The 26,085-nt window shown below is 41.8% G+C and carries 19 protein-coding genes and 1 tRNA gene; 11 read left to right on the top strand and 9 right to left on the bottom strand.

The features are described 5' to 3' along the window. Positions 1 to 9: 9 nt before the first annotated feature. The gene (locus ABKW31_RS05295) at positions 10 to 213 is read left to right on the top strand and encodes a YwbE family protein (RefSeq protein ID WP_348615227.1); all 204 of its coding nucleotides are present in this window, start codon (positions 10 to 12) and stop codon (positions 211 to 213) included. A gap of 51 nt (positions 214 to 264) precedes the next feature. On the opposite strand, the gene ABKW31_RS05290 is transcribed toward ABKW31_RS05295, so the two are convergent. Next, the gene (locus ABKW31_RS05290; protein WP_348615226.1) at positions 265 to 906 is read right to left on the bottom strand and encodes a response regulator transcription factor; all 642 of its coding nucleotides are present in this window, start codon (positions 904 to 906) and stop codon (positions 265 to 267) included. A gap of 195 nt (positions 907 to 1,101) precedes the next feature. Next, complete coding sequence (locus ABKW31_RS05285) at positions 1,102 to 3,414, bottom strand: TonB-dependent receptor (protein WP_348615225.1); 2,313 nt, start codon at positions 3,412 to 3,414, stop codon at positions 1,102 to 1,104. Positions 3,415 to 3,602: 188 nt separating this feature from the next. Here ABKW31_RS05285 and ABKW31_RS05280 point away from each other — a divergent pair, with 188 nt between their 5' ends. From ABKW31_RS05280 to ABKW31_RS05245, 8 genes are all read left to right on the top strand, one after another. Continuing rightward, positions 3,603 to 4,898 (top strand): SLC13 family permease, encoded by a 1,296-nt coding sequence (locus tag ABKW31_RS05280; RefSeq protein ID WP_348615224.1) that lies wholly within the window; start codon positions 3,603 to 3,605, stop codon positions 4,896 to 4,898. Positions 4,899 to 4,921: 23 nt separating this feature from the next. Further along, a complete protein-coding gene (locus ABKW31_RS05275) occupies positions 4,922 to 6,100 on the top strand; it encodes a homoserine O-acetyltransferase (RefSeq protein WP_348615223.1) in 1,179 nt (392 codons plus the stop codon). Between the two features lie 9 nt (positions 6,101 to 6,109). Further along, the gene (locus tag ABKW31_RS05270) at positions 6,110 to 7,105 is read left to right on the top strand and encodes a PHB depolymerase family esterase (RefSeq protein ID WP_348615222.1); all 996 of its coding nucleotides are present in this window, start codon (positions 6,110 to 6,112) and stop codon (positions 7,103 to 7,105) included. Between the two features lie 9 nt (positions 7,106 to 7,114). Continuing rightward, entirely contained in the window at positions 7,115 to 7,882 is a 768-nt protein-coding gene (locus tag ABKW31_RS05265) for a 3-hydroxybutyrate dehydrogenase (protein WP_348615221.1), read from the top strand. A 188-nt stretch (positions 7,883 to 8,070) separates the two neighbouring features. Further along, positions 8,071 to 8,337: a hypothetical protein gene (locus ABKW31_RS05260; RefSeq protein ID WP_348615220.1), complete on the top strand. Its 267-nt coding sequence runs from the start codon at positions 8,071 to 8,073 to the stop codon at positions 8,335 to 8,337. 381 nt (positions 8,338 to 8,718) lie between these two features. Continuing rightward, on the top strand, positions 8,719 to 10,593 hold the full coding sequence (locus tag ABKW31_RS05255) for a sodium:proton antiporter (protein WP_348615219.1): 1,875 nt from the start codon (positions 8,719 to 8,721) through the stop codon (positions 10,591 to 10,593). A 112-nt stretch (positions 10,594 to 10,705) separates the two neighbouring features. Beyond that, on the top strand, positions 10,706 to 11,740 hold the full coding sequence (locus tag ABKW31_RS05250; RefSeq protein WP_348615218.1) for a DUF1028 domain-containing protein: 1,035 nt from the start codon (positions 10,706 to 10,708) through the stop codon (positions 11,738 to 11,740). A gap of 208 nt (positions 11,741 to 11,948) precedes the next feature. Then, positions 11,949 to 12,374 carry a hypothetical protein gene (locus ABKW31_RS05245; protein WP_348615217.1) on the top strand — a complete coding sequence of 142 codons (426 nt, stop codon included), beginning with the start codon at positions 11,949 to 11,951 and terminating at the stop codon, positions 12,372 to 12,374. On the opposite strand, the gene ABKW31_RS05240 is transcribed toward ABKW31_RS05245, so the two are convergent. The 3 genes from ABKW31_RS05240 to topA form a co-directional block, all read right to left on the bottom strand. Next, positions 12,364 to 14,520, bottom strand: coding sequence for an exonuclease domain-containing protein (locus ABKW31_RS05240; RefSeq protein ID WP_348615216.1), 2,157 nt, complete (start codon positions 14,518 to 14,520; stop codon positions 12,364 to 12,366). The genes ABKW31_RS05245 and ABKW31_RS05240 overlap by 11 nt on opposite strands. 240 nt (positions 14,521 to 14,760) lie before the next feature. Further along, positions 14,761 to 15,315 carry a DUF2058 domain-containing protein gene (locus ABKW31_RS05235; RefSeq protein ID WP_348615215.1) on the bottom strand — a complete coding sequence of 185 codons (555 nt, stop codon included), beginning with the start codon at positions 15,313 to 15,315 and terminating at the stop codon, positions 14,761 to 14,763. Between the two features lie 80 nt (positions 15,316 to 15,395). Beyond that, positions 15,396 to 18,035: a type I DNA topoisomerase gene (topA, locus tag ABKW31_RS05230; protein ID WP_348615214.1), complete on the bottom strand. Its 2,640-nt coding sequence runs from the start codon at positions 18,033 to 18,035 to the stop codon at positions 15,396 to 15,398. Positions 18,036 to 18,368: 333 nt separating this feature from the next. Here topA and astB point away from each other — a divergent pair, with 333 nt between their 5' ends. Further along, positions 18,369 to 19,709 carry an N-succinylarginine dihydrolase gene (gene astB, locus ABKW31_RS05225; RefSeq protein WP_348615213.1) on the top strand — a complete coding sequence of 447 codons (1,341 nt, stop codon included), beginning with the start codon at positions 18,369 to 18,371 and terminating at the stop codon, positions 19,707 to 19,709. Positions 19,710 to 20,017: 308 nt separating this feature from the next. On the opposite strand, the gene ABKW31_RS05220 is transcribed toward astB, so the two are convergent. Beyond that, positions 20,018 to 22,216 carry an Ig-like domain-containing protein gene (locus ABKW31_RS05220; protein ID WP_348615212.1) on the bottom strand — a complete coding sequence of 733 codons (2,199 nt, stop codon included), beginning with the start codon at positions 22,214 to 22,216 and terminating at the stop codon, positions 20,018 to 20,020. A 145-nt stretch (positions 22,217 to 22,361) separates the two neighbouring features. Here ABKW31_RS05220 and ABKW31_RS05215 point away from each other — a divergent pair, with 145 nt between their 5' ends. Continuing rightward, the gene (locus ABKW31_RS05215; protein ID WP_348615211.1) at positions 22,362 to 23,699 is read left to right on the top strand and encodes a dicarboxylate/amino acid:cation symporter; all 1,338 of its coding nucleotides are present in this window, start codon (positions 22,362 to 22,364) and stop codon (positions 23,697 to 23,699) included. Positions 23,700 to 23,758: 59 nt separating this feature from the next. Here the strand turns inward: ABKW31_RS05215 and lolE are convergent, their stop codons facing one another. The 3 genes from lolE to ABKW31_RS05200 form a co-directional block, all read right to left on the bottom strand. After that, positions 23,759 to 24,994: a lipoprotein-releasing ABC transporter permease subunit LolE gene (lolE, locus tag ABKW31_RS05210; RefSeq protein WP_348615210.1), complete on the bottom strand. Its 1,236-nt coding sequence runs from the start codon at positions 24,992 to 24,994 to the stop codon at positions 23,759 to 23,761. Then, positions 24,994 to 25,689, bottom strand: coding sequence for a lipoprotein-releasing ABC transporter ATP-binding protein LolD (lolD, locus tag ABKW31_RS05205; protein ID WP_348615209.1), 696 nt, complete (start codon positions 25,687 to 25,689; stop codon positions 24,994 to 24,996). The genes lolE and lolD overlap by 1 nt, the downstream gene beginning before the upstream one ends. Positions 25,690 to 25,898: 209 nt before the next feature. After that, a tRNA-Asp gene (locus ABKW31_RS05200) sits at positions 25,899 to 25,975 on the bottom strand. Positions 25,976 to 26,085 lie beyond the last annotated feature (110 nt).

Genomic DNA, 26,085 nt, shown 5'->3' with positions numbered 1-26,085 from the left:
GGAATACAAATGAGTGGAAATAACCGAGCAAACGTAAAAATCGGTGCAACAGTATCAGTGGTACTCAAAGAAGATCAACGAAGCGGACAACTGACCGAAGGTGTGGTAGCGCGTATTTTAACCAACTCGGCTAATCATCCACACGGAATTAAGGTGAGACTTGAAGATGGTCAAGTGGGTAGAGTCAAAAAAATTCACAATGACAGCAACTAAGGACTCATCATCTTTTTACAAAGATAGATATCTTAAGACAATTAACTTTATTTAGTCTGCCACTAACAGTTGCTTAAACATTACGCCCGCTTGAGTCCGATTATTAAATCCCAGTTTGTGCAATACCGCCGAAACATGTTGTTTGATAGTTGATTCACTGACATCTAACTCATAGGCAATTTGTTTGTTTAACAAACCGTCTGCCATCATTTGCAATACTTTAAACTGGTGAGGCGTCAGCTGGGTCAACTTATTAGCAAAGTCTTTGTCTGCAGGACTATCAAGCTGCTCAACTTGTTTAGCCATATCAGCAGGTACCCATAACTGCCCTTCTAATATTTCACGTACTGCGTCACCAATCACCGGTAAAGGGGTTGATTTAGGAATATACCCACTTGAACCAAAGTCGATGGCTTTGCGCATTAAGGCAGGATTTTCTTCGGCTGAGACGATAACGACTAAAATGTCAGGATATTTATTACGTAAGTTAGTCAAACCGGTTAAACCATCGTTACCGGGCATTTTTAAATCTAAAAATATCAGCTCTACATCTGGATTCGTTTCGAGCAGGCGCAAAGTGTCATCAAATGAAGATGATTCTAATATATTGTTACCCAGTATACCTACAATTGCTTGTTTAAGGGCCAGGCGAAATAAGGGGTGATCATCTGCAACAATGGCTTTGGTATTCATAGGAAGCTTGTCTCTTGGATATAAAGAAGATTCAACAAAATACTAGTAGTTGATTAACCACAAGCATACCTTGAGCAACACCACACAAGTCAAGTTTCTCTTTACATTTTCTACGTTAGTAACAAAAAAGCGACCTAAAAAATCAGGTCGCTTTACTTGGACACACACTAAAAAACACTTTACATAAACTCAGGCTTAAAAACGATAACCCACTGTTAGGCTCACAGTACGCGGATCGCCATAGTAGCCAATTAGAGTAGTATCGCCCCCTAAACCAGGCGCGTAACTACCATCGTCATTAACGCCGACAAAGTTATAGCCGCCGACTAGATATTCTTTATCGGTCAAGTTCTTACCGTGTAAGCTTGCATACCAATGACCATCTTCATGCTGCCAACTAACACTCATATTTAACATACCGTAACCGTCTTCTTGCAATAAATCGCTGTCCTCAAACAAACGATAATCATCACGGTAGTAATAATTGGCATTAACAATGAAATCACCTACACCACTTTCAATGACGTAATTTGCCGAGAAATTCATGGTGTATTTAGGCGTATTAGAAATACCTAATAAAGGTGGCACAGAGTTATTTTCTTCAATTTTTGAATCGAAAGTACCTAAGGCAACATCAAACGTCAGATTATCACTGGCCACATAAGTAATTTCAGCTTCTATCCCTTTGGCAGAAGACGCTGCTACGTTGGCTAAATACTGATTTAACACGGTCGCGTCGTCACTGGGTATAACACCAATGTATTGACGGTCTTTATGATCTAGTGAGAATAAAGTTAGATTAACCCGCAAGTTATCAGACCAGTCGCTTTTCATCCCTACTTCAATTGAATCAACAATTTCTGGATCGGCAGCCGGTTCATTTAAGGTTGCTCTTGGATTAAAAGTACCAGATTTAAAGCCCTGAGAATAACTAGCAAAGAACATTAGGTCAGAATTAGCTTGATACTCCAAACCAACACGCGGAGTAAAGCGTGACCAACTTTGAGATTTAGCTTTATCTAAGGTGCCGTCGTCATTTGAATCTTCGCCTAACACTTTAGGAACTAAGTTACCATCGGGTCGCGTATAACCGGGGATCCAGCCTGATTCCGGATAAACACTAGCGAACACTAAGCCATTATTAACATCGGCTTGTTTTTCTTCATTGGTATAACGGGCACCAACAGTTAAAGACAACTGCTCGGTCAAATCAAACGAACCTTGCACGTAAGCAGCGGTACTGTTGCTGTTATTACAACCTGACACTTCTCTAGTCAAGCCAGGTAAACCTAAGCTTCGCCCGAACACACCAAGTATGGCTTCAAATTGTCCGCATGACTCACCGTCATAGGCATAAATACCACTGACGATTGACATACCATCTGCACGATAATTTAATTGAATTTCGTGGGTGGTATTATTGTCATCATAGATCGCCGGTACATCAAAGATATCAAGAGGGGTATTGTCAAAATCGATATTAGTTGGTGAATAACTTTCACGCTTCGCGCCAATATACTTTAGGGCGAGATTATCATTAATATCCCAGTTAGCGGTCAAGCTAATGCCTTCTAGTTCAACTTTGTTTTCAGTCGGTAAACTGGTGTAAGAATCAAACACACTGGCTGGCACGGGTGCATTGGTCAAAATACTAGGGACTAAACGATAACCGCCTTTGGCATTGGAGTCGTCCGTTGTCTTATCCCATGCTAAGCGGAAAAACAAATCATCAGACGGGGTGAATTCTAAGGTTACGCGGGTAGCGCTTAAGTCTTTGTTATAGTTTTCTAAATCTTGGTTGGGTAAGGCAGACACTAAATATTCACCAAAACCATCACGACTCAAGTTTGCATAACCAAAACCAATATATAACTTGTCTTCCATTAATGGATATTGACCCGTTACTTTAAGGTCTTGCTGAGCATAACTACCTACAGTGCCTTTGACGTTAAGTTCAGCATCACCGCTCATAGGTTTGGTCACATATTTAATGGCGCCACCTATGGTATTTTTACCGTACAGTGTTCCTTGTGGACCACGCAGTACTTCAATGCGAGATACATCAAGTAAATCTAATACTGCGCCTTGAGGACGAGCAACATAAACGTCATCAATGTAAATACCAACGCCAGGCTCATATCCCCATAAAGGATCTTGTTGGCCTACACCACGAATAAATGCAGTAAGAGTAGAGTTGGTGCCTCGGCTGTTTTGCAACGTCGTGTTTGGCGAAAATTGTTGAATTTCGGTTAATACTGAAATGCCTTTCTCGTCTAACTCAAGGCCACCGATAGAGGTGACTGAAATCGGTACTTCTTGCAAACTTTCCACCGTTTTACGGGCGGTCACTTCGATACGTTCCAAGCCTTTTTTATCGGCTGCAGTCTCTTGTTCTTGAGCCATTACGGGTAAACCGGCCAATCCGGTTGCGACAGCTAAGGCACAGAGTGAACGTGGATATTTAATTAATGTGCGGGTAGAAAATGATGTTTTACTGGTGTTATTCATAACGAGTCCTGTTTACATGATTTTAATTATTTTTTTACGTTTTGCCTACGATCAACCGCACTTTAGATCAGTTCTTAACAAAGGTATCTAGTACCATAGTACTATGGGAAATTATCTGGTATCACCACACAATACGCTGGCTTTACCTTAGGTCTACGATCATTGACTTAACTTTAAAGGATAGCTGTATGCTCAGTTTACTCGGTTTATTAGGCGGATTAGCCCTGCTAATTGTGTTAACAATTCGCGGTACCAATTTGTTTATTGCCGCCCCTCTTTGTGCGTTATTAGTGGCGCTGACAAATGCAATGCCTGTTTTTATCGGTGATGGCAATTTTGTCACTTTATATATGCAAGGTTTTGCAGGTTTTATTGCCTCGTGGTTTTTTATGTTTTTACTGGGCGCACTGTTTGGTAAATTTATGCAAGATTGTGGGGCAGCCGACGCAGTCGCTCATTGGATTGTAGGTAAACTAGGTAGAAAAAATGCTGTGATCGCGGTCATTATCGCCTGTGCTATCTTAACTTATGGCGGCGTTAGCTTATTTGTGGTGGCGTTTTCGGTTTATCCCATGGCTGTCAGTTTATTTAAAGATGCTAATTTACCCCGACGCTTTATTCCCGCTGTGTTGGCCTTTGGTTCCGTTACCTTTACCATGACTTCAGCAGGTTCGCCGGAAATTCAAAATTGGATCCCAATTAAATTTTTAGGCACCTCGCCTTTTGCGGCTTGGGAAGTAAGTTTAGTGGTCGCCATATTTATGGCAACCTTCGGCTATTGGTGGTGCAAACGCATGATCGATAACGCAGTTGCCAATGGAGAACATTTCGAGCATAAGGATCACGATCCAGAAATTATCGAACGTAAACTACCCCATCCTATCACTGGGATTATTCCCTTACTTGTGGTGTTAGTACTATCGTTTTTATTACATGATAGCCTACAACAATTAGCCTTAATTATTGCTTTAGGAGGCGGTGTATTAACCCTAGTAACGATTAATTACCGCTATTTTCTGAATATTCAAGACGCCATCAATCTAGGCACAACCGGTGCCTTAATAGCCATTGGTAATACTGCTGCCGTGGTGGGTTTCGGTAGTATTGCTAAATCAACTGATGCGTTTCAAAACGCAGTTGAATTAATGACACAAATCCCAGGTTCTCCGTTAATCGGGGCGGCTATTGCCATCAGTGTTATCGCAGGTATGACAGGTTCCGCGTCGGGCGGTCAAGCTATAGTATTGCCACTGATTGCGCCACATTACTTGGATCAAGGGGTTGACCCCGAAGAGTTGCATCGTATTGCTGCTATTTCTTCTGGTGCATTAGACTCATTACCACATAATGGCTATGTTGTGACGACAATTAGAGCGATTTGTCATGAAACTCATCAGCGTGCCTATTGGGCTGTTGGCGCTTTAACGGTGGTCGTTCCTCTACTTGGTCTTAGTCTGGCCGTTGCCTTGTTTTCATGGTTTTAATGATAAAGAGAAGCGAATAAAAAATGATATATAAATTTATTATAGGCTGTTGTTTGCTCTTTAGTTTGAGTGCACAAAGTGAATTATTGGTGGACAAACAGCGCTTTGAAATTGACGAATTTACTACTTTTGGTGGCAAAACCATTAAGCAGCTTGCGGTGGGATTCGAAAGTTACGGAGAGCTGAACAGCAAAAAAGATAATGTTATTTTGATAACCCATTATTTTTCAGCCAATTCTCATGCGGCAGGAAAATATTCTAAAGACGATGCCCAAGCAGGTTATTGGGACGCGATTATTGGACCCGGCAAAGCAATTGATACTAATGAATATTTTGTCATCAGTGTCGACACCTTAGTCAACTTAAACGCCAATGATCCTCACACCATTACAACGGGTCCAGCATCTATCGACCCAGATACAGGCAAACCCTACGGGCTTACCTTTCCCGTCGTGACGATCCGCGATTTTGTTAACGTGCAAAAAGCCTTGCTTGAATCTCTTGGCATTAGCCAATTGCATGCCGTGGTTGGGGCATCAATGGGCTCAATGCAAGCTATAGATTGGGCGGCCGCTTATCCAGAGTGGGTACCTCGTATGATTTCAATTGTGGGTAGTGGTGAAACCGACGATTGGGGCAGCAGTATGTTAGAACAATGGTCCATTCCAATCCGCCTCGACCCCAATTGGCAGCAAGGCAACTATTATGATTCTGAAGCTCCGACTGAAGGACTCACCAGTGCTTTAATGTTTATTACTCAAGCGGCTCTGACTCCCGAATTTTTTAATCAAGTAGCGCAAACAAACGACATTGAACGCCAAAAATCCCAAGCGTTAATCTTGCAAGATATTAATCAATCACCTGCCATTGTCACTTGGTTGCACGAACGAGCAAAACAACGCGCGGCCTTAATGGATGCCAACCACTTATTATATTTAGTCAGAGCCAATCAACTTTTTGTTGCTGGTCATCAAGGTGAGCTCGCCCTAGGATTAAAAAACTTAAAAGCCAAGACCCTATTTTTACCCTCGGATAATGACCTCTTGTTAATGCCTTATTTGGCCAAACGGGCTCATCAAATCCTAATAGAACAAGGTAAACACAGTGAGCTTATCGAGTTAGAAGGCAACTTAGGTCATTTAAATGGCGTATCGCTTATTAGCCAGCAAGGTCAAAAAATTAAACAATTTTTACAGCAATAGGTAATTGATATGAAAAACAAACTGTTATTTTTGGTCTTAAGTATCAGTGCTAGCGGTGTATTTGCCTCACCACAACCGCTTCAACTTGATCTAGAGCATATTAGTGTTTCAGGGCTTTCGAGTGGTGGTTATATGGCCAATCAATTTCACATCGCTCACTCAGATTGGGTTAATAAAATAGGTATTATCGCTGGCGGCCCTTATTTCTGCGCGCAAGGCAGCATTAAGACTGCCCTTGAGCACTGTGTTAATAAGATGGTTAATCCCATCGAACTCGATAGCTTAAATAAGCAAGCGACAAACTATGCCTCTGAAAAAAAGATCGCCCCTTTAAGTGAACTAAAAAATAGCAAGGTATGGCTCTTTCATGGACAACAAGATAACAAAGTAATGCCCGCAGTAAGCCAAGCGCTTTATCAGCAATATGTTGAATGGGTTGGCAAAGACCACGTGGCTTATGTCAGCGATATTGCGGCGTCACATTTGTTCCCCACCCTAGATTATGGCGGAGATTGCCAAGAGTCCGTATCTCCCTATATAGGCAACTGCCAATATGATGCGGCAGGTGCCATGTTAGGTTTTCTATTTAATGAACTGGCACCGCGAGTTTCGCAACCTCAAGGCAAAGTCATTGAGTTGGATCAGCAGAAACTTGGTGGTCAAACCGCTGACACCCTAGCAGACAAAGGTTACGCCTATATTCCGCAAACTTGTGCCTCAGGTGCAACGTGTTCACTGCATATTAGTTTTCATGGCTGTAACCAAAATGCACAAAGTATCCAGCAGCAATATGTCGAACACTCGGGACTCAATAATTGGGCAGACAGTAATCACATGGTGGTGCTCTATCCACAAACTAAAAACTCCACCTTTTTGCCTCTTAATCCACAAGGATGCTGGGATTGGTGGGGTTATGCTGATGAAAACTATGCCACACAAGACGGCAAACAAATTCAAGCAGTAAGACAACTGGCGAATGCCTTACAACATTATTCATTTCAATAGGAAGGCACAATGCAGTCAAAAAACATTCTCATTACCGGAGGAGCCAGTGGTATTGGCTTTGGTATTGCTAAACAACTAGCTTCTGCTGGTCATCAAATTATCATTGCTGATTTACAATTAGGTGCTGCTCAAGCTGCCGCCCAAACCCTAAATGAGTTAGGCTTTAAAGCATCAGCGATTGAAGTAGATGTTAGTCAAGCAGCGCAAATAGCCTCCTTACCTGTCCAGCTTCTACCACTAAAAATAGATGTCCTAATCAACAATGCCGGTATTCAGCATGTCGCTCGTTTAGAAGACTTCCCGGCCGACAAATGGCAGCAATTGATCAACATTATGTTGGTAGGACCCGCCTTATTAACTCAGGCATTTTTACCCTCAATGCGCGCACAAAACTATGGCCGTATTATCAATATAGGTTCAGTTCACTCGCTGGTTGCCTCCCCTTTTAAGTCAGCCTACGTGGCCGCTAAGCATGGTTTATTGGGCTTTGCAAAAACCGTCGCACTTGAAACCGGAGACTGCAATATCACCATCAATACCATATGCCCCGCTTATGTGCGTACTCCTTTGGTAGATAAACAAATCGCAGCACAAGCAATTGAACATGGCATAAGTGAAACTGAAGTAGTCAACAAGATCATGTTAGAGCCCATGCCCAAGAAAGCTTTTATTGAAATGGATGAGCTAGGTGCAACTGCTGCGTTCCTGATAGCCGATACGGCTCGTAATATTACCGCTCAAACCATGGTGCTTGACGGTGGTTGGACTGCTAGATAATAGTTATTTTTGGGATAAACCGGCGGTGTATTTAACCAATATGTGGTTAGATCCACCGATTATTTTATTGATGAAGATGAGATGAAATCTTAACTCATTGAATATAAACAAAAATAAACATTGGTCTAATATCTGCTTAATATCCTATAGATATGTTATTCACTACACCTAAAATTAAGGAGAAAGTTATGGATGAAGGTATGATTTTTGTCATGATTATTTTGTTTGCGTTTGTATTACCCATCGTCATTTATGGAACATGGACCTCACACAAAAAAGATATGGCAAAGTTAAACGCCAGTTTGAACGACTCAGAAAAAAATAACCTTAAGAATGAATTAGCGGCAATGAAGTCGCGACTAGAAGTATTAGAAGCCATCGTGACAGACAAAAAATATCAATTGTCTGAAGAAATTTCGAGTTTACACAAAGCACAAAGGTCGTCAATTAATTAAGATAAATTGGTAATATCGAATTATCAGTAATACACAGTCGCATGAAAACAAGCTGGCTATTTGTCAGCTAGCATTGACCGACAACCTTGTCTGCTCGGTCATTTATGCGATTTTTTAGTTTGATCAAACGTTGAAAAATACCCCCACTAACTATTCTCTTTTGAAAACGTCGACAATCGCCTGCATCGATGCCCTTCAAAGGCAGCGGAGTAAAGACTTTACTTCTACTATTATGAATAGTCACACCTATATTCCTTACGACAAACTAAACATGGCGAAAAGTTCATATTTTTTGGGTTTATTACCTTTTAAATATTGATCTAGGTAATACCCTTGTGGTCTGATCAGCCCCCTCTGAAGTATTTTAAATAAGGCGGCGTTTTGAACGACCCTATTATCCCCTTGGTTGCTGTTGGTTTAATATCTATCGCTTGCCAGTTTTTTGCTTATAAAATTAAACTCCCAGCAATTCTGCCCTTGTTAGTAGTAGGCATAATTGTTGGACCTGTCACCGGAATGCTAAATGCAGACGATTTATTTGGTGATTTACTTTTCCCTATCGTATCTTTATCTGTGGCGATTATCTTATTTGAAGGGGCATTAACCCTTAAATTTGAAGATTTAAGTGGTCATGGCTCCATGGTGCGAAATCTATGTACCGTTGGGGTATTAATCACATGGGGGATTGTGGCGCCAGTAGCTCATTATGCCTTGGGCATGTCGTGGGAACTGGCCTTTCTGTTTGGTGCTATTGTAACCGTTACCGGGCCCACTGTTATCATACCGATGTTACGTACCGTCAGACCTAGCAGTAAATTGTCTAATATTCTGCGCTGGGAAGGTATTGTCATCGATCCTATCGGTGCCTTGTTAGCGGTTCTAGTCTTTGAATACTTAGTCGCTACGCAAAATGCACTCAGCCATACCCTTTATGCCTTCGGTGCAACTTTGTTGGTTGGATTTGGCATTGGAGCCTCTGTAGGCTATTTGCTCGGACAAATGTTACGGAATAATTGGGTGCCACATTATCTGGTTAATACTGCTGTATTAACCTTGATGTTGGGCGCGTTTGCTGGTTCTAATCTGCTTGCTCATGAGTCAGGTCTGTTAACGGTTACCGTTATGGGTATGTTTCTAGCTAATATGCGTAATGTAGACGTTGATGATATTCTTGAGTTTAAAGAAACCCTCAGTGTTTTGTTGATTTCTGGCCTATTTATTTTATTGGCCTCGCGCATCAGTCTCGACTCCCTCATTCATGTTGGTTGGGGCTCTATCTTAGTCTTGATTGCTATAATGTTTGTTGCTCGTCCTGTGTCAGTGTTTATCTCATCTTTAGGTACAGGGCTTAATTGGCGCGAAATTGCCTTACTCAGCTGGATTGCACCACGCGGTATTGTTGCCGCTGCTGTATCAGCCTTATTCGCTTTAAAACTTGAAGCCTTAGACTATCAACAAGTCGACTTATTAGTACCTATGGTCTTTTTGGTTATTATCGCCACAGTTGTTATTCAAAGTTTAAGTTCAGTGAAAGTGGCAGAGTATTTGAAAATTCGTTCAGCTGCACCTAATGGCTTTTTAATTTTTGGTGCCGGACAATTTAATCGGATGTTCGCCAAAGAGTTACGCTCCTATGACGTACCCGTACTGCTGGCAGATACCAACTGGGACGCCCTGCGTTTAGCTAGAATGGATAATATAAGTACATATTTTGGCAATCCGATGTCAGATCATGCTTCACGCAAACTCGATTTAACCGCCTATCGTAAAGTGTTGATTATGTCTCCCTATAAACAACTGAACCCAATGTTAACCTATCATTTTGAATATGAATTAGGTAAAGGCACCGTATTGGGTTTGAGTAATAATGAGCAACAACAAAGACCGAGTCATCAGGTTTCAGGCTCATATACTAAAAATTTAGGTTTGTTTGCCGACGGTATTACTTACGGTAAATTAGCGAGCTGGGTGACCAAAGGTGCCAAAATAAAAACGACCCGTCTGAGCGAAGAGTTTAACTATGAAGCTTATCAACTTGAATATGCTGACAGAGCATTAAAATTGGCCGCCATCGACACTCAGGGTCAAGTGACGCTATTTACCACCAATAATAACATCAAACCCAAGTCTGACTGGCGCATAGTGAGTTTAATTACTGGCGATAAGAAGGTTGAACCCGTGTTTATTCCAGTAGAAACCAACAAAGACGAGATAGCCTCGACGCTGACAAGTGAGGCAAAACCAGCCGCCATCTAGCTTACTTAAAATCGCTTTTAGCAACATTGTTTATACTGACTTTTTTAAACATATTTCTAAAACAAAACTTTTACCGTTTTATGCTAAAAGAAAAACAATGAGGTACATTATAATGAAACACAGTCTTCCTTGGACAATTTGCCTAGTGTTAACGAGCCTTTTAGGCAGTGGTGTTACCGTTGCCAACGATGATAGCCATGATAGCCATGATAAGTATCAACGGCCTAATTTACCCTTAAGGCCAGCTCACACTTACTCCATTGTTGCTCGCGACGCTGCGACTGGTCAATTGGGGGCTGCAGTGCAATCACATTGGTTTTCCGTCGGAGCGGATGTTATCTGGGCCCAGCCTGGCGTTGGTGCCGTGGCAACACAAAGCTTTATTGAAGTGAGTTATGGTCCACTGGGTCTGGCCATGATGGAGCAAGGCAATAGTGCGGAACAAACACTGCAGGCATTATTGGCCAAAGATGAGCATCAAAATGTTCGTCAAATAGGCATGATTGACGCCAATGGTAATAATGCCGTACATACTGGGGCGCTGGCAATTAATGCTCATTGCGACATTGTTGGTGAAGACTTTACAGTACAAGCGAACTTGATGGAAAAAGCCTCTGTCTGTCAAGCCATGGCAAGTGCTTTTCTTAGCAGTAAAGAGGATTTAGCCGGGCGTATGATGGCTGCTTTACAAGCGGCACAAGCAGAAGGCGGTGATATTCGTGGTAAACAATCTGCTGCAATGTTAGTCGTTGAAGGTGATAAAGGCACGCCGGTATGGAAAGGTCGCGTGGTCGACTTGCGGGTTGAAGACAATGTTGAACCCATTAGTGAACTTAGTCGCTTATTACATGTTGCTCGCACTTACCGCAAGATGACAGAGGGTGATGACTTGATGACAATAGGCAAAATTGATGAAGCACTAGCAGCTTATTCTGCAGCAGAAGCGATGATGCCAGATAACCATGAAGCCATCTTTTGGCACGCTGCGACATTAGCTGCGGTGGACCGCGTTGATGAAAGCCTACCGCTGTTTAAAAAAGCATTTGCCCTACATCCGCTTTGGAGAGATCTTGTACCTCGTCTACCCGCATCTAACTTATTACCCGATGATGCAGCGTTAATTAGTAAGATACTAGCGGTTAAATAAACCACATAGCCACAACGATATTTTGTTTCATACAACTACAATTGTATGCTTATAGATGCTTTTTGGTGTGGCGATTTTTGCCACGCCTAGTTTCGACAAAGGCAACATTAACTGTATCCAGCTGCAAAAACAAAACATCACTTGCTCAGTGTTGTAGCATGGGTAAACTGAGCTCCTCAGTATGTAAATTGAAATATTGACCTAATTTATGAGTACTAGTCTGAATTACAAAGATAAATACGGTAGTTATCAACTTAGTATCGAACACGGAATTATCTGCGCCATCATAGAAGGTGCTGTGGGTGAGAGCTTTTCACGTCGCTATAATCAAGATTTTTGTGCACTCATTGCTCAATTAGACCAAGAGAAATGGGGTCATTATGCCGATTTTACCTTGTGTGAAGCGATGACTGAAGAAGCACAACACAAATCAATCGAATTACATAATTACGCAATACTGAAAGGCTGTGTGGCCTCCGCCTATCAGATAAGTTCAGCCTTATTGACCAGTCAGGTGAATAGTGTACGCCAAGCAAGTCATCTACCCTTGCCCATCAATCAACGCATTTTTGCCACGAAGTCGGAATGCATGACGTTTATCAACAACGAATTAGCCGATAAAACTAATTCCTAAGCTCCTCACCGACCTGTTGTTTGCAGTTATTGACCATAATTAATAACTGGGCGGCCGCTTTAGCATCACATAATGCTCGGTGATGGCTCGTTAATTCGATATCAAACTCACGACAAAGTTTACCTAAGGAATAGGACGTCAAACCAGGGAAGTATTTTCGCGTCTCTCTGACGGTACACAATTTTGGCATACTAAAAGGCCTACCGAGTCGTTCATACTCTAATTTAAAAAAACCATAATCAAAGTTAACATTGTGCGCGACAAAAACACTGCCCTGCATAAAAGCCTCAAGTCGATCAACAACTTCACAAAAAAGCGGCGCATCACTTACCATCTCATTACTAATACCGGTTAACTGAGTAATAAATTTTGGTATATGGCGTTGCGGATTAATTAAACTTGACCAAGTATCAACCACCCGACCATTGACCACTTTAACTGCGCCAATTTCGGTAATACGATGGCCTGCCGTTTTCCCTCCAGTTGTTTCAACATCAATCACAACATAAGCTTGCTCAGGATTAATCGCCCAGCTTACGCGGCATATTCCCACATCAAAACCAGCATTTTGCAGCGCCTCCATAGTCACTAATTGATTTGGGCGAATCACATCACCTTGAGCTTTAACTTCTTCAAAACGCAATTTGCCATCTTCAATAATCATTAAATCAGGATAACCATCACGTAAGTCATGATAGTTTTTTGTCATGGCGCGCAAATGCCTTATAACGGCTTGTGGAGGGGCAGACATGAGAAATTGTTTCAAAATTAATAATAGTTTGCTGTGCCAACGAAACATGCCATTCGGTTGACCGTAATATCTTGCGGCTACTTTTGCTAAATAACTGATTGCTTTGTCTGGCTCGTTGAGCAGAGCTAATTTAGTTTCAAGGAGCGGTCCTAATGTGGCATATACCCGATTTTCACGCACTGAGGCAGGCCGACGATCAAATTCACAGGCAATCGCTTGTTCATCTTTATGAAATAATTCCGGCCAGAAAAATAGTGCAAATAGAGCATTAAATAAACGATTTTCTGTGCGTATTGCAATTATTTGTCGCTGTTGGTAGTGGGCTTTTACGCCTTTTTCAGGACTGTCGCGGAATATTTCATCAAGCCAAATTTGCTGAGTAGATTGGCGCAATATTTGGGTTAATTTACTCAATTTAGCTTGCTGAAATTTACGTTGGTAAAAGTCTTCTGCAAAAGCACACAAACTAGCGTCTTTACTGTGCAATAAAATCACTTCAAGTTCTGCTTTAACCTCTTCTTTTGCGCCAGTTTTATACTTTTCTCGCAGGTACTTTTGTTGGGCCTTAGCCAATTGTGAATAGCTAAGACAAGTCAGTCCTAGTTGTACATTAGACTTAATTAATTGTTTACCTAATTCATAATAATACTCATTGGCATAGCGATTTGCTGTCTCGCCCTGCGGCGCTAGATACTCTGCTTGGGCCCATTCAATCAGTTGCATTGAATTAGTAACTTGGTGTTTTATGACTTGCAATTTTTGCGCATAATTATATGCCTCTTGCGCTTGGCAAGCGTGACTAAATCTCGCCACTAAAACATCACTGCTATTTCGAGTTTTCAATACACCTAAGTCGCGCATGGAGAATTTATCCAAGCCGCTATTGAGCTCGCCAAAATATAAAAAAAGTAAATACTGCCAAATTTCAACAAAACCCTTAACGATATAAGGCTTAGCTGCAGCGCTTGATACAAGGGTATTTGCCAACGGATGTTCACTTGCCGTTAACAGCAACTGAGTTTTGGAACTTGAGGCAGAATACTCAGCGTTTAACTGATGTTTTAGTAAATCAATTAATTGTATTTTACTTAGGCTGGGCAACCAGATTAAATAATCTGCTGTTTGCAAAGGTCGCAGTAATTGCACCTTGAGCAGGGTATCAATCTGTTGTTGTACATTAAGTATTTCTGTATAGCTTAATTTATTACGATCAAGCACCGTGCCTTTACGATTAATCACCCTCACCAACATACACAAAGTATCGTGCTCTAGGGCGTCTACTTGCTGAATAAATGCAAGTTGTTCAGTGGTTAATAAGCCTAAACAATATTGCTTTAAATAAGCCATAAACTCTTGAAAGTGACTTAAATAATATTTACTGGGTAATTCTCGCAACGCTAAAATCTCGTTAGTGATGGGCTATTTATGATTCATGGTTAGAATAGGAATTGAAAATAACTCACGCTTATCTATACAGTAGTTTATACAGTATAAATAAGACTAAGATCAACAGAAAAAATGGCGTTGAATACGCAGAAGATTGAAACTTGAAATTAAAAAAACCGATACTTTAATTGTATATACCGGCTTAATACTGCAGCTTAGGCTTTTTATTAGTTAGGGCAAACAAGCTAATTACCAACTAATATCATCAGGAATTTGGTAATCCGCATACCAATCATCTGCTTCACTGCTAATTTTGTCTTCAGCGCTGATGTTGTCAACCCGATATACCACAACATGTGCATCACGCTCAGTAATTTTATCGGCCACCGGCATTGGCACTAACTCGTAACCTTGCTCGTATTTAACAATGGCAAGTTTACCTTGTGAAATAGATTTTTGCGTATCAATACTGACATACATGCGCTTAATCAAGGTACCATCGGTAAAATTACACACCACATCTCCTTTACCTCGGGGCTGCTTGTTAACGCTAATCAACTGTTTGATCTGCGCAACAACAGCTTTCTTTTCAGCTTCTCGTTTGGTCTGTTGATTCAACTCACGATCTTTGGCTTTTTTCGCCTCAATAGCGAGCGCTGCTGCAGCCTTTGCCTCGTCAGTTTCAATCACATTGTGTCTTTGCTGAGCCTTAGCTTGTTGATGTTTTTGCAGTTTAACTTGTTTGACCTTCTTTTTGTCGGTCAAGCCCGCTTTGAGTAACTGCTCTTGCAGTGATAATGCCATGTTACTTACCCATTTTATAAATAAAAAAGCTCGATAGCAGTGCTATCGAGCAGGTTTAAGTCCGATTGCTCAGGACGCTGTTATGTTGTTTTTTTACGTTTGTCTTCTGCTTTCCACTTTTTGCCGTCATACCAAGAAGACCAACCTGTGGCCTTGCCTTCGGCATTTTCTGACATCACATATTGCTGCTTAGTTTTGCGGCTATAACGCACTAAAGTCGCATTACCATCAGGGTCTTTAGCGGGTGCATCTGCTAGGTAATAAAACTTCTCCGACAACCTATCCCTAAACTTGGCCAACTCCTTGACCAAGGGGGCCCGCGTTTCTCGTGATTTAGGGAAATTGTGTGCCGCCAAAAAGATCCCAGCAGCCCCATCTCTCAATACAAAGTGCGCATCAGACTTTTCACAGGTTAACTCGGGAAGATCAACTGGATCCTCCTTGGGAGGCGCGGCTTCACCGCTTCTTAGTAACTTGCGAGTATTTTTACATTCTTCATTAGTACAACCAAAATATTTACCAAAACGGCCGTTTTTCAACTCCATATTGGCACCACATTTGTCGCACTCTAATAAAGGCCCTTCGTAACCTTTTATCTTAAAGGTACCTTCCTCAACAAAAACACCTTCGCAAGTAGGAGTATTACCACACACATGCAGCTTGCGGCCCTCATCAACCAAGTAACTATCCATAGCGGTACCACAAATACCACAACGACGTTTAGCTCTGAGTAATTCAGTTTCTAACTCTTCTTCGTCATCGACTTTAACAACGTCGTCGCCAGATACCAAATTCATGGTACCCGTACATTTTTCCTTGGGTGGCAAGTTATAACCAGAACACCCTAAAAACACACCGGTACTGGCGGTACGAACATTCATTGGTCGACTACATATTTTACACTCAATCACCGTTGGTACAGCTTGATTAAGCCGCATCCCGCCCTCTTCAACCGGTTTTTCAGCTTGATGTAGCTTCTGCTCAAAGTCAGTGTAAAAATCGTCTAAAACGCCTTTCCAAGGCGCCTTTCCTGTTGCTATATCGTCAAGCTGTTGTTCCATTTTGGCGGTAAAATCATATGAAATTAAATCGTCAAAGTTCTCCATCAAACGATCGTTAACAATCTCGCCCATTTTTTCAGCATAGAATCGTTTGGTATCTTGGCGCACATAACCACGGTCTTGAATAGTAGAAATAATACTGGCGTAAGTGGAAGGTCGACCAATACCCCGTTTTTCTAATTCTTTAACCAAAGAGGCTTCGTTAAATCTTGCAATTGGCTTGGTGAAATGTTGCTTGGGATTTAAGGCCTTAAGCTTTAGTAATTCGCCTTCTTTTACATCCGGCAACAACAAATCTTCTTCACCCTTTTTGCGAACTTGGTTTTGCACACGAGTCCAACCGTCAAATTTTAAAACTCGACCTTTAGCCGTTAACTCATAATCATTAGCAGCCACTCGTATGGTACTCGCGTCATATTGTGCAGCGACCATCTGACAGGCAACAAACTGTTTCCAAATCAACTCATAAAGACGCTGAGCATCTCGCTCCATAGTCGTCAGTGACTCGGATTTCACATTAACACTAGAAGGTCGTATGGCCTCGTGCGCTTCCTGCGCACCTTCTTTACTGCCATAACTTAAAGCTTTATTTGGTAAATATTTATCACCAAAATTATCGTTGATATAGTTACGACAATTCTCGACCGCTTCACCGCTTAAATTGGTTGAATCGGTACGCATATAAGTAATGTGACCGGCCTCATAAAGGCGCTGCGCCATCATCATGGTCTTTTTAACACCAAAACCTAAACGCGTACTTGCAGCCTGCTGTAACGTAGAGGTAATAAACGGTGCTGAAGGACGACTTTGCGTGGGTTTTGACTCGCGACTGACCACGGTGTAGTCGGCATCTAGCAGATCATTTTGGGCTTTTTCAGCTTGCACCTTGTTTAAAGGTTTAAAATTCTCTTTTTGGTATTTAACCACTTGCATACGCAGTTCGGTGGACTTTGCTGTGAGTAGATCAGCATGCAAATCCCAGAATTCTTCCGGAACAAATGCTTTAATTTCACGTTCACGCTCAACCACTAAGCGCACAGCGACCGATTGTACGCGGCCGGCAGACAAACCACGCGCGACTTTTTTCCACAGTAAGGGCGAGACCATAAAGCCCACAACCCGGTCTAAAAAGCGCCGTGCTTGTTGAGCGTTGACTCGCTCTATATTTAATTTACCTGGGTGTGAAAACGCCTCTTGAATGGCATTTTTAGTGATCTCATTGAACACCACTCGCTGAAAATCCTTAGTTGGATCATTAATGATTTCTTGCAAATGCCAAGCAATGGCTTCCCCTTCCCTATCCAAATCCGTTGCGAGATAGATAGTATCCGCATTTTTAGCTAATTTTTTTAAGTCATTAACGACTTTTTCTTTGCCACTGAGCACTTCGTAGTGAGCATGCCAGTTATCCTTTGGATCCACCCCCATTCTGTCAACAAGCTTCTGATATTCGTAATGTCTTAAATATTCTTCACGCTTTTTTTCAGACAAGTTTTTTAGTGCACTTGCTGGTTTTTTAGGCGCTACTTTACCCAAAGCCTTGGTTGGGAGGTCTCGAACGTGGCCGACACTGGATGTCACAATAAAATTATTGCCGAGATATTTATTAATTGTTTTTGCCTTTGCCGGAGACTCGACAATGACTAGAGACTTTGCCATATATTGGTATTAACCTTTTGATTTTTTTAGGTTTTTATTCACTAAACAGCTCAAATGATGAGTTTATTAGTGGAAAATGCTTTTTAACATATATCTACAAAGTGAATAGAAAACAAGTTCTTCTTCATAGTTATCTGATTTTCTTTTTTTACACTGACTAATGCAGCGAAAATTTGCAAGCACAAAGTTGGCAGTTCACTTAAAAGCAGTATAATACCAAGCCATTCGCGCCTATCTTACGTTTTTAATCCTGTTTCGTAGGCCACTTTAAGTAAAAAGATCTCGATAAAAACAGACCTTGATGGTCAGCATGCAAAAATAACAGAGGTAAAAATGAAACAGTTTGAAGTGAATTTTGATGGCTTAGTTGGACCAACTCATAACTATGCAGGTTTATCATATGGCAATGTGGCTTCTTTAAATAATGCCAGTGCATCAAGCAGCCCTAAACAGGCCGCTAAGCAGGGTTTAAAAAAAATGAAGGCACTGGCAGACCTTGGTATGGTTCAGGGTGTCCTAGCGCCACAAGAGCGTCCTGATGTCTATGCACTGCGTCGTTTAGGTTTCACAGGCACTGACGCTCAAGTTCTTAGCCAAGCTGCTAAACAAGCACCGGCTATTTTTCAAGCTTGCTGTTCTGCTTCAAGTATGTGGACAGCCAACGCAGCCACCGTTTCTCCCAGTGCTGATACTCATGATGGTAAAGTGCATTTCACACCAGCCAATTTAACCAATAAGTTTCATCGCTCACTAGAGCCGCAAGTAACTGGCAATATACTAAAAGCTATTTTTACTGATCCAAAGCATTTTTCTCATCATCAACATCTACCCGATAACGAACATTTTGGGGATGAGGGCGCGGCTAATCACACTCGATTATGTTCAGCTTATGATGAGACTGGCGTAGAAATTTTTGTTTATGGTCGCCACGCCTTTGACAGCAGTAAACCAGCACCCAAAAAATATCCAGCTAGACAGACATTTGAAGCGAGTCAGGCCGTGGTTAGACTACATGGTTTGAGTGATGACAAGGTCGTTTATGTACTGCAAAATCCAGACGTTATCGATCAAGGTGTCTTTCACAACGATGTTATTTCGGTGGGTAATCAAAACGTACTGTTCTACCACGAACTTGCCTTCCATAAAACACAATCAGCGTTAGACGAAATCAAACGTAAGTTCGGTGACAAAGAATTACACTTTATTCGGGTTGATAGCCAAGATGTGAGTCTGCAAGATGCGATTAAGAGTTATTTGTTTAATACCCAAATTATTACCTTGCCAAACGGCTCTATGGCCATTATTGCACCATCTGAATGTGAGGAAAATCCAGCTGTCGCGGCCTACCTTGAAAAACTGGTCAGCTTAAATACCCCCATTCAAGAAGTGAAGTTTTTTGATGTCAAACAAAGCATGCGCAATGGTGGTGGCCCTGCGTGTTTGCGTTTACGGGTTGCCATGACCGAACAAGAACGCGCGGCTGTGAATCAAAGCACATTAATGAATGATGCGCTGTTTGAGCGTCTGAACAATTGGGTGGATACCCACTATCGTGATGAGTTATTAATTGATGACTTACGCGATCCTCAACTTCTGATTGAGTCAAGAACGGCATTGGATGAGTTAACTCAGCTATTGAAGTTAGGTACTGTGTATCCGTTTCAAATGATTTAGTTGACGTTTGATAATTCAATCGAAGGACTAGACTTTAATTCAGAACTTTTTTGGCCAGAGGACCTACAGGGTTTCGCACTTTGCGCCCTTGGAGTCCCTGTGCTGTGCAATTGTCGTGCTGCGCAAAGCTTGCATGACATTTGACTCATTAATTGCCACTAGTCCTAAGCTGAATGAAGATAAATACAATATTAGACGATTCAGCGTATTTTTGAGAGTAGGAGCGGCTTTAGCCGCGAATAAATATTCAGACGCATAACGATAGACAGAAGTAAAAAAAAAGCCCAGTTTTAACTGGGCTTTTGTCATTATTCTTTATCGTTACAACTCGGGCCAGTGCCATAAGGACTAGAAGGTGGTGGTGAACCTTCTTGTTTTAAGTCTTCGGTCAAAACCGGTAACGAAAATATCTGACTTTCCTCTGACTCACTTCCTGCTGACTGCGCCTTAGCAGAGATATCCACAGCGGCCCAAGCACCAAATTGTTTTGCATATGACACATTAATCAATGCTTGCCCGTTTACATCTGTTGTACCTGATGATGGAATGGATACTACATTACCGGGGGTCAATAGCCCATCGCCGTTAAAATCCTCCCCAGCATCGAGTATGCCATTACCATTGATATCTTCATTAGGGCAAGTCGCCGTTATCTCTTGTAGCCAAATCGTATTTATAGTGTCCCAGATCCAATATCCTTTAAAAAATACGCCACCGTCAGTGAATTTTACTGGTGGTGCAGAAAATGTCATTAGAGCATTGGCGACTGGATTTGAATCAGGATCAGTTACAAAGACTGAAAATTCTTTAGAATACGAAGACTGCTGAGGCGCTTCCATCAAACGACCTGTGCCAATTGATATATCAAACGCCCTATCACCTACTGTTAGCAAGGTAAAACTACTAATAGACGGAGTATCATCAACGGTAGCATGTACTTTAACCGCCTCGTAGCTACTTACTGCATTGGAGGTGTATACCGTTGAGGCAATGCCACTTCTGTCAGTTGTCGCTTGATTGGGTGAGATTGTCCCGCCGCTAACATCATCTACTAGAAAATTAACCTTTTTACCTTTAACTAAATTACCATTGATGTCGCGTACAACCGCGGTAATAGTAGCAGTTTGACCACTTGGACCTATAGAGTCTGGCGTCCCATCGACAATAATACTATTTGCTTGAGTGGCGATAAACTCGACCTGAGTACGCGCACTGACTTGGTTATTATCAGCATCCAATCCTGTGGCTGATAATGAAGCAAAACCGGCATTATCTGATTGCAAAGTAAAACTGACTTGCCCACTAGTATTGGTTGTTGCGGAGTTGGCAGTGAACTGACCTCGAGATGAAGTAATTGATACTTGCCCATTCGCATAGGGTACACCGTCTTTAAGCCAGGTAAGCGTCAATAAAGTGGCATCATTAAGGGCAACTTCAGCAGCAGGTGTAGTAGAAAACGAAAAGTCATCTTCTTGCACTACAATTGAAAAATCACTTTGCACATTAAGGGCTGCAGCACTTATAACGTCAGTACCAGCGCTGCTAGCAGTATAATTAATGGTTACTTGGCCAGAAGCAGACGTCAGTGGCGTTGTATTACTTAAGACACCGTTTAGCGCCGTTAAAACAACATTTTGATTTGGAATACCATTGCCGTCAGAGTCCACTAAATTAATTGTTAATGGAACTTCGCTACCAACAATAGCAGAGGATGAACCGTTGATATTAATTTGCGTACCAACCACCTCAATGTCTAATGTTTCTGTAGGCAAATTAGCCGTTTTAGCCGTTACCGTTACGGTGCGATTTTCTTTATTATTTTGGGTTGATAGTGTTGCACGAGCAAGACCATCTGCGCCGGTTATGCCTTGTAGCAAAGCTAAAGACGCGCCTTGATTTGCAGAAAAAGTGACTTCAACCCCTTCCATCAGCACGTTATCGATATTTTTAACCAAGGCAATAAGCTCAACAACATCCGAGCCACTTGAGGCTAACTGAATCGAACTCGCATACAAATCAAGTGAAGCAGGTTGTTCATTTTGCTGGGTGATCCCAGTTGAATTAAAAGTTATAGACGCCGTTTCTCCTGTGCTCAAAGTAGCAACCACAGTGCCTGCGCCAGAATCATTGGCCACTGTCAAACCTATAGTGGCAATGCCCGATGTCCCAGTCGTAGCGGTACCCGCATCATTAGAAAAATCAGCTAAACCAGTCGGTGCAAAGGTAAATGTGACTAAGGTGTCACCTACTATATTACTATCACTATTGGTGACAGTTGCAGACACGGTTAAAGGATTATCACTCGCCAGTTGATTTGATTGCGCACCACTGGCATCAGTAAGGGCCAAAGAAATACTCAGTTCAGTATTTGTAGTCGTGCCGCCCCCCGTGGTTGTGCCCCCACCAGTGGTTGTTTCTCGCTCAATTCCTCCGCCAGAACCTCCACCACAAGCAACTAAGCTCATCAACAAGAGAGCTGTTATTAGAGTTTTTACACGTAACATCATATAAAGTCCTTTCACACATTTTAGTTAAAGTGACACCACTGCTCACTTTTCTGGTTCAGCTTATTCAACAAACTTGCTAGTCTATAGCTAACGGTCTGTTTAAATCGTAATAAATACTAATACTAATAATAAAATCAGGAATGCTATGACTAAAGCCACCCCAACTCCCCATCATAAGTTAGGTCTTACCGCTCGCATCTTTATCGGCATGCTGGCAGGAATCGCCATAGGCGGTATATTAAAACTCTTAAGTGATGATAGCGGAGATTTCTCGTTTAGTGTATTCGACACTGATATTTCTACGTATACCTTTTTAGTAGAGGGTATATTTACCGTCATCGGCACCTTATTTATTAACGCTCTGAAGATGTTGGTGGTCCCACTGGTATTTATATCTTTGGTTTGTGGTACAGCCAGTTTAAGTGACCCAAGTAAACTAGGGCGTTTAGGTGGAAAGGCGGTAGGTTTGTATATTACGACTACAGCCGTAGCCATTACCTTAGCCATTGTATTTGCCATTATCGTCCAACCCGGTGTGGGTTTAAATTTGGCGACTGACGCTAGCTATGCACCCAGTGAATCGCCCTCTTTGGCACAAGTCATTATCGATATGATGCCTTCCAATCCTATCCAGGCTATGGCCCAGGGCAATATGTTACAAATTATTGTATTTGCAGCTTTTTTTGGTGTTGCTTTAGCGATGATAAAAGGCGCCAGCGGAGAGCGTTTACGAACTTTTTTTGATGATTTAAATGAAGTAATCATGCGGGTTGTTACCATTGTCATGAACCTTGCGCCCTACGGTGTATTTGCATTGATGGCAAAACTGGCGGCCACCACTGACTTAAAAACCTTCCAAGGTCTAACCGTTTACTTTTTCTTGGTATTGTTCGTCTTATTTGTCCATGCACTGGTGACATATCCTATTGTACTCAAGTTATTCAGTGGTCTTAATCCCCTAACTTTACTCAGAAAAATGCGCGAGCCAGCAATGTTCGCCTTTAGTACAGCAAGTAGCAGCGCGACCTTGCCAGTAACCATTGAAACAGCCAATAAGAAACTAGGGGTAAAAACCTCTGTGGCGTCGTTTACCCTCTCCTTGGGCTCGACTATAAACATGGACGGCACTGCGATTATGCAGGGTGTTGCCACCGTTTTTATAGCTCAAGTGTATAATGTTGACCTAAGTGTTTCGGATTATTTAATGGTGATCCTGACCGCGACACTGGCTTCAATAGGTACAGCGGGTGTGCCGGGGGTGGGTTTGTTAATGTTGGCGATGGTGCTGCAGCAAGTCAATTTGCCCGTAGAAGGAATTGCCTTAATTATTGGCGTCGACCGTTTATTAGATATGACCAGAACGGCGGTTAATGTTACCGGCGATTGTGTGGTCTCATGTATCGTAGCAAAAAGCGAAAAAGAACTAGATGTATCGGTTTACAATGACCCTAAGGCCGGACTTAAATACGAAGAAATAAACTAGTCAGCGCTAAGTTAAACAAAAAAGAGCGCTTTAATGCGCTCTTTTTTTATCCTAGAAATTTAGTGCCCTAACACCTCTGCCGGATTAATTTTTGCTGCTTTTAGTGCAGGATATAAGGTAGCTAACAAACTCAGTAACAGGGCGATGATGGCTGTCATCACTACTTCATTCCAATGCAACTCTGATGGTAAAAAATCAATAAAATACACATCACCTGATAAAAACTGCACATTAAAAAGCGTTTCCACAAAATGAGCTACCTGAGCCAAGTTACTCGCCATTAATACACCTAGTACTACGCCCCAAAGTGTTCCTATTGCGCCGTTTAATAAACCTTGCAGCATAAAGGTTTGAATAATGAGTGAATCTTTCGCTCCCATACTTTTCAACATAGCTATTTCACTTTGTTTTTCATTAACCGCCATGACTAGAGTAGAAACAATATTAAAACACGCTACCGCAATAACCAAAATCAGAGCAACATAAACTACACTGCGCACTAATTGGATATCCTGGTATAGATTACCCTCAGTTCTTGTCCAGTCAGACATATAAACTTCTGGCGCCATGGCGAAGCCTAATTCAGGAACGATAATAGGCGCGGCAAAAGGGTCGTTAAACCGCAAACGCAGGCCTTGTGCGCCATTTTTCACACCTAGGGTTTCTGCTGCCAAAGACATATGCATTAAACCAAGATGATTACTTAACTCACCCGCTAAATTGAGACTTCCAACGACGTCTAGCCACAAGGACTTGGGCGCACGTAAACTGAGATCATTAGTAATTTGTGGCAACAATAACTGCACTTTATCGCCAATTTTAAGCTCGAGATGTTGCATGATCCCCTGCCCCAGCAAAACGGCATTTTCATTACGTAAAAATGTTTGCCATTGTGCATCGGTAACTTGAGTTACTTTTTGGTTTTGCTCAGCAAAATCTGGACTTAAGGCTGACATTTCGACTGCTTTGAGTTCATTGCCTTTTTGCAACATGCCAGTGGCTTTTACAAACGGCTCAATAAAGCTGATACGATTATCGTCAGACAGTTTACGAATCTCCTCTTGCCAATCAGCTAAGCCATTAACATCTACCGCTGTGTATTCACCATGGGGAATTATGGCCAGTAAACGGTCCTGCAATTCTCGCTCAAAACCATTCATAACTGACAGCAATAAGATCAACACAAAACAGCCCAAACCAATGCCAACGGTAGATGAGGCTGAAATAAATGAAATGAAGCCGTTTTGTCTTTTATTACTTCTGAATCGCCACGCTAAACTAAACACTAAGGGCATTAGGCAGTTTCCGTGCTAGCAGAATCTTGCAACTCACCATCGATTAAACTGAGTGAGCGGTCTAATTTACTGGCTAACTCAATATCATGGGTAACCACTACAAAACTGGTTTGAAATTGTGTTTGCAGTTCACGGAGTAACTGATAAATGCCTTCACCGGTTTTATGATCTAAATTACCGGTAGGTTCGTCAGCTAATACTAGACTGGGTTTATTTACGAGAGCACGAGCAATAGCAACCCGTTGTCTTTCTCCACCAGAGAGTTCTGCAGGTTTGTGAGTAGCGCGATGTTGCAAGCCTACCCTAGTTAAAATTGCCATGGCTTCTTGCTCAGCAAATTTAACGGATTTTTTAGCAATAAGCAGAGGCATTGCGACATTTTCTAAAGCGCTAAATTCAGGTAAGAGATGATGAAATTGATAGACAAATCCTAAAGATTCATTTCTAAATTGCGCTTGTTGATTAGCTGAAAACTTAAAGATGTCTTGTTGTTCAAACCAAACATGGCCGCTTGAGGGCTTATCTAGTGCACCTAATAAATGCAGCAAGGTACTTTTACCTGAGCCTGAACTGCCAACAACGGCCACCTGCTCACCTTTAGCAATGCTAAAGCTGACATTTTTTAGCACCTGAACCTGATTGACACCCTCATTAAATATTTTATTTAAATTTGTGCATTTGAGTAATTCACTCATAGAAATGACGATATCCCATACCAATTAATTTTTCACTTGGCGCAACTATGCGCACAGCAGCGATTATATTCTGTGCCTATCATAGCAATTTATGGGGCGCTAAAAATACAAAGTATTAGGAACAAAGTTAATAATTTAACAAAGATAAGATGAAAAGGAGAATTTTAAAAAGATAACTGTGGGGAACTGTTTGAATGTCGACTATTTATTGGCGGAGTGGACGGGACTTGAACCCGCGACCCCCGGCGTGACAGGCCGGTATTCTAACCAACTGAACTACCACTCCAGCGTAATCAAAACAAATCTAACAATATTAAAGTTGGCGGAGTGGACGGGACTTGAACCCGCGACCCCCGGCGTGACAGGCCGGTATTCTAACCAACTGAACTACCACTC

Source organism: Paraglaciecola sp. 25GB23A, assembly GCF_040012495.1.
In the GTDB taxonomy this organism is placed as follows: Bacteria; Pseudomonadota; Gammaproteobacteria; order Enterobacterales; family Alteromonadaceae; genus Paraglaciecola.
This window is presented reverse-complemented; position numbering and strand designations above follow the sequence as displayed.

What these genes read in the sequence shown, in the direction of transcription:
- ABKW31_RS05295 (WP_348615227.1), top strand. Translation starts at nt 10, where the DNA reads ATGAGTGGAAATAACCGAGCAAACGTAAAAATCGGTGCAACAGTATCA.
- ABKW31_RS05290 (WP_348615226.1), bottom strand. Translation starts at nt 906, where the DNA reads ATGAATACCAAAGCCATTGTTGCAGATGATCACCCCTTATTTCGCCTG.
- ABKW31_RS05285 (WP_348615225.1), bottom strand. Translation starts at nt 3,414, where the DNA reads ATGAATAACACCAGTAAAACATCATTTTCTACCCGCACATTAATTAAA.
- ABKW31_RS05280 (WP_348615224.1), top strand. Translation starts at nt 3,603, where the DNA reads ATGCTCAGTTTACTCGGTTTATTAGGCGGATTAGCCCTGCTAATTGTG.
- ABKW31_RS05275 (WP_348615223.1), top strand. Translation starts at nt 4,922, where the DNA reads ATGATATATAAATTTATTATAGGCTGTTGTTTGCTCTTTAGTTTGAGT.
- ABKW31_RS05270 (WP_348615222.1), top strand. Translation starts at nt 6,110, where the DNA reads ATGAAAAACAAACTGTTATTTTTGGTCTTAAGTATCAGTGCTAGCGGT.
- ABKW31_RS05265 (WP_348615221.1), top strand. Translation starts at nt 7,115, where the DNA reads ATGCAGTCAAAAAACATTCTCATTACCGGAGGAGCCAGTGGTATTGGC.
- ABKW31_RS05260 (WP_348615220.1), top strand. Translation starts at nt 8,071, where the DNA reads ATGGATGAAGGTATGATTTTTGTCATGATTATTTTGTTTGCGTTTGTA.
- ABKW31_RS05250 (WP_348615218.1), top strand. Translation starts at nt 10,706, where the DNA reads ATGAAACACAGTCTTCCTTGGACAATTTGCCTAGTGTTAACGAGCCTT.
- ABKW31_RS05245 (WP_348615217.1), top strand. Translation starts at nt 11,949, where the DNA reads ATGAGTACTAGTCTGAATTACAAAGATAAATACGGTAGTTATCAACTT.
- ABKW31_RS05235 (WP_348615215.1), bottom strand. Translation starts at nt 15,315, where the DNA reads ATGGCATTATCACTGCAAGAGCAGTTACTCAAAGCGGGCTTGACCGAC.
- topA (WP_348615214.1), bottom strand. Translation starts at nt 18,035, where the DNA reads ATGGCAAAGTCTCTAGTCATTGTCGAGTCTCCGGCAAAGGCAAAAACA.
- astB (WP_348615213.1), top strand. Translation starts at nt 18,369, where the DNA reads ATGAAACAGTTTGAAGTGAATTTTGATGGCTTAGTTGGACCAACTCAT.
- ABKW31_RS05220 (WP_348615212.1), bottom strand. Translation starts at nt 22,216, where the DNA reads ATGATGTTACGTGTAAAAACTCTAATAACAGCTCTCTTGTTGATGAGC.
- ABKW31_RS05215 (WP_348615211.1), top strand. Translation starts at nt 22,362, where the DNA reads ATGACTAAAGCCACCCCAACTCCCCATCATAAGTTAGGTCTTACCGCT.
- lolE (WP_348615210.1), bottom strand. Translation starts at nt 24,994, where the DNA reads ATGCCCTTAGTGTTTAGTTTAGCGTGGCGATTCAGAAGTAATAAAAGA.
- lolD (WP_348615209.1), bottom strand. Translation starts at nt 25,689, where the DNA reads ATGAGTGAATTACTCAAATGCACAAATTTAAATAAAATATTTAATGAG.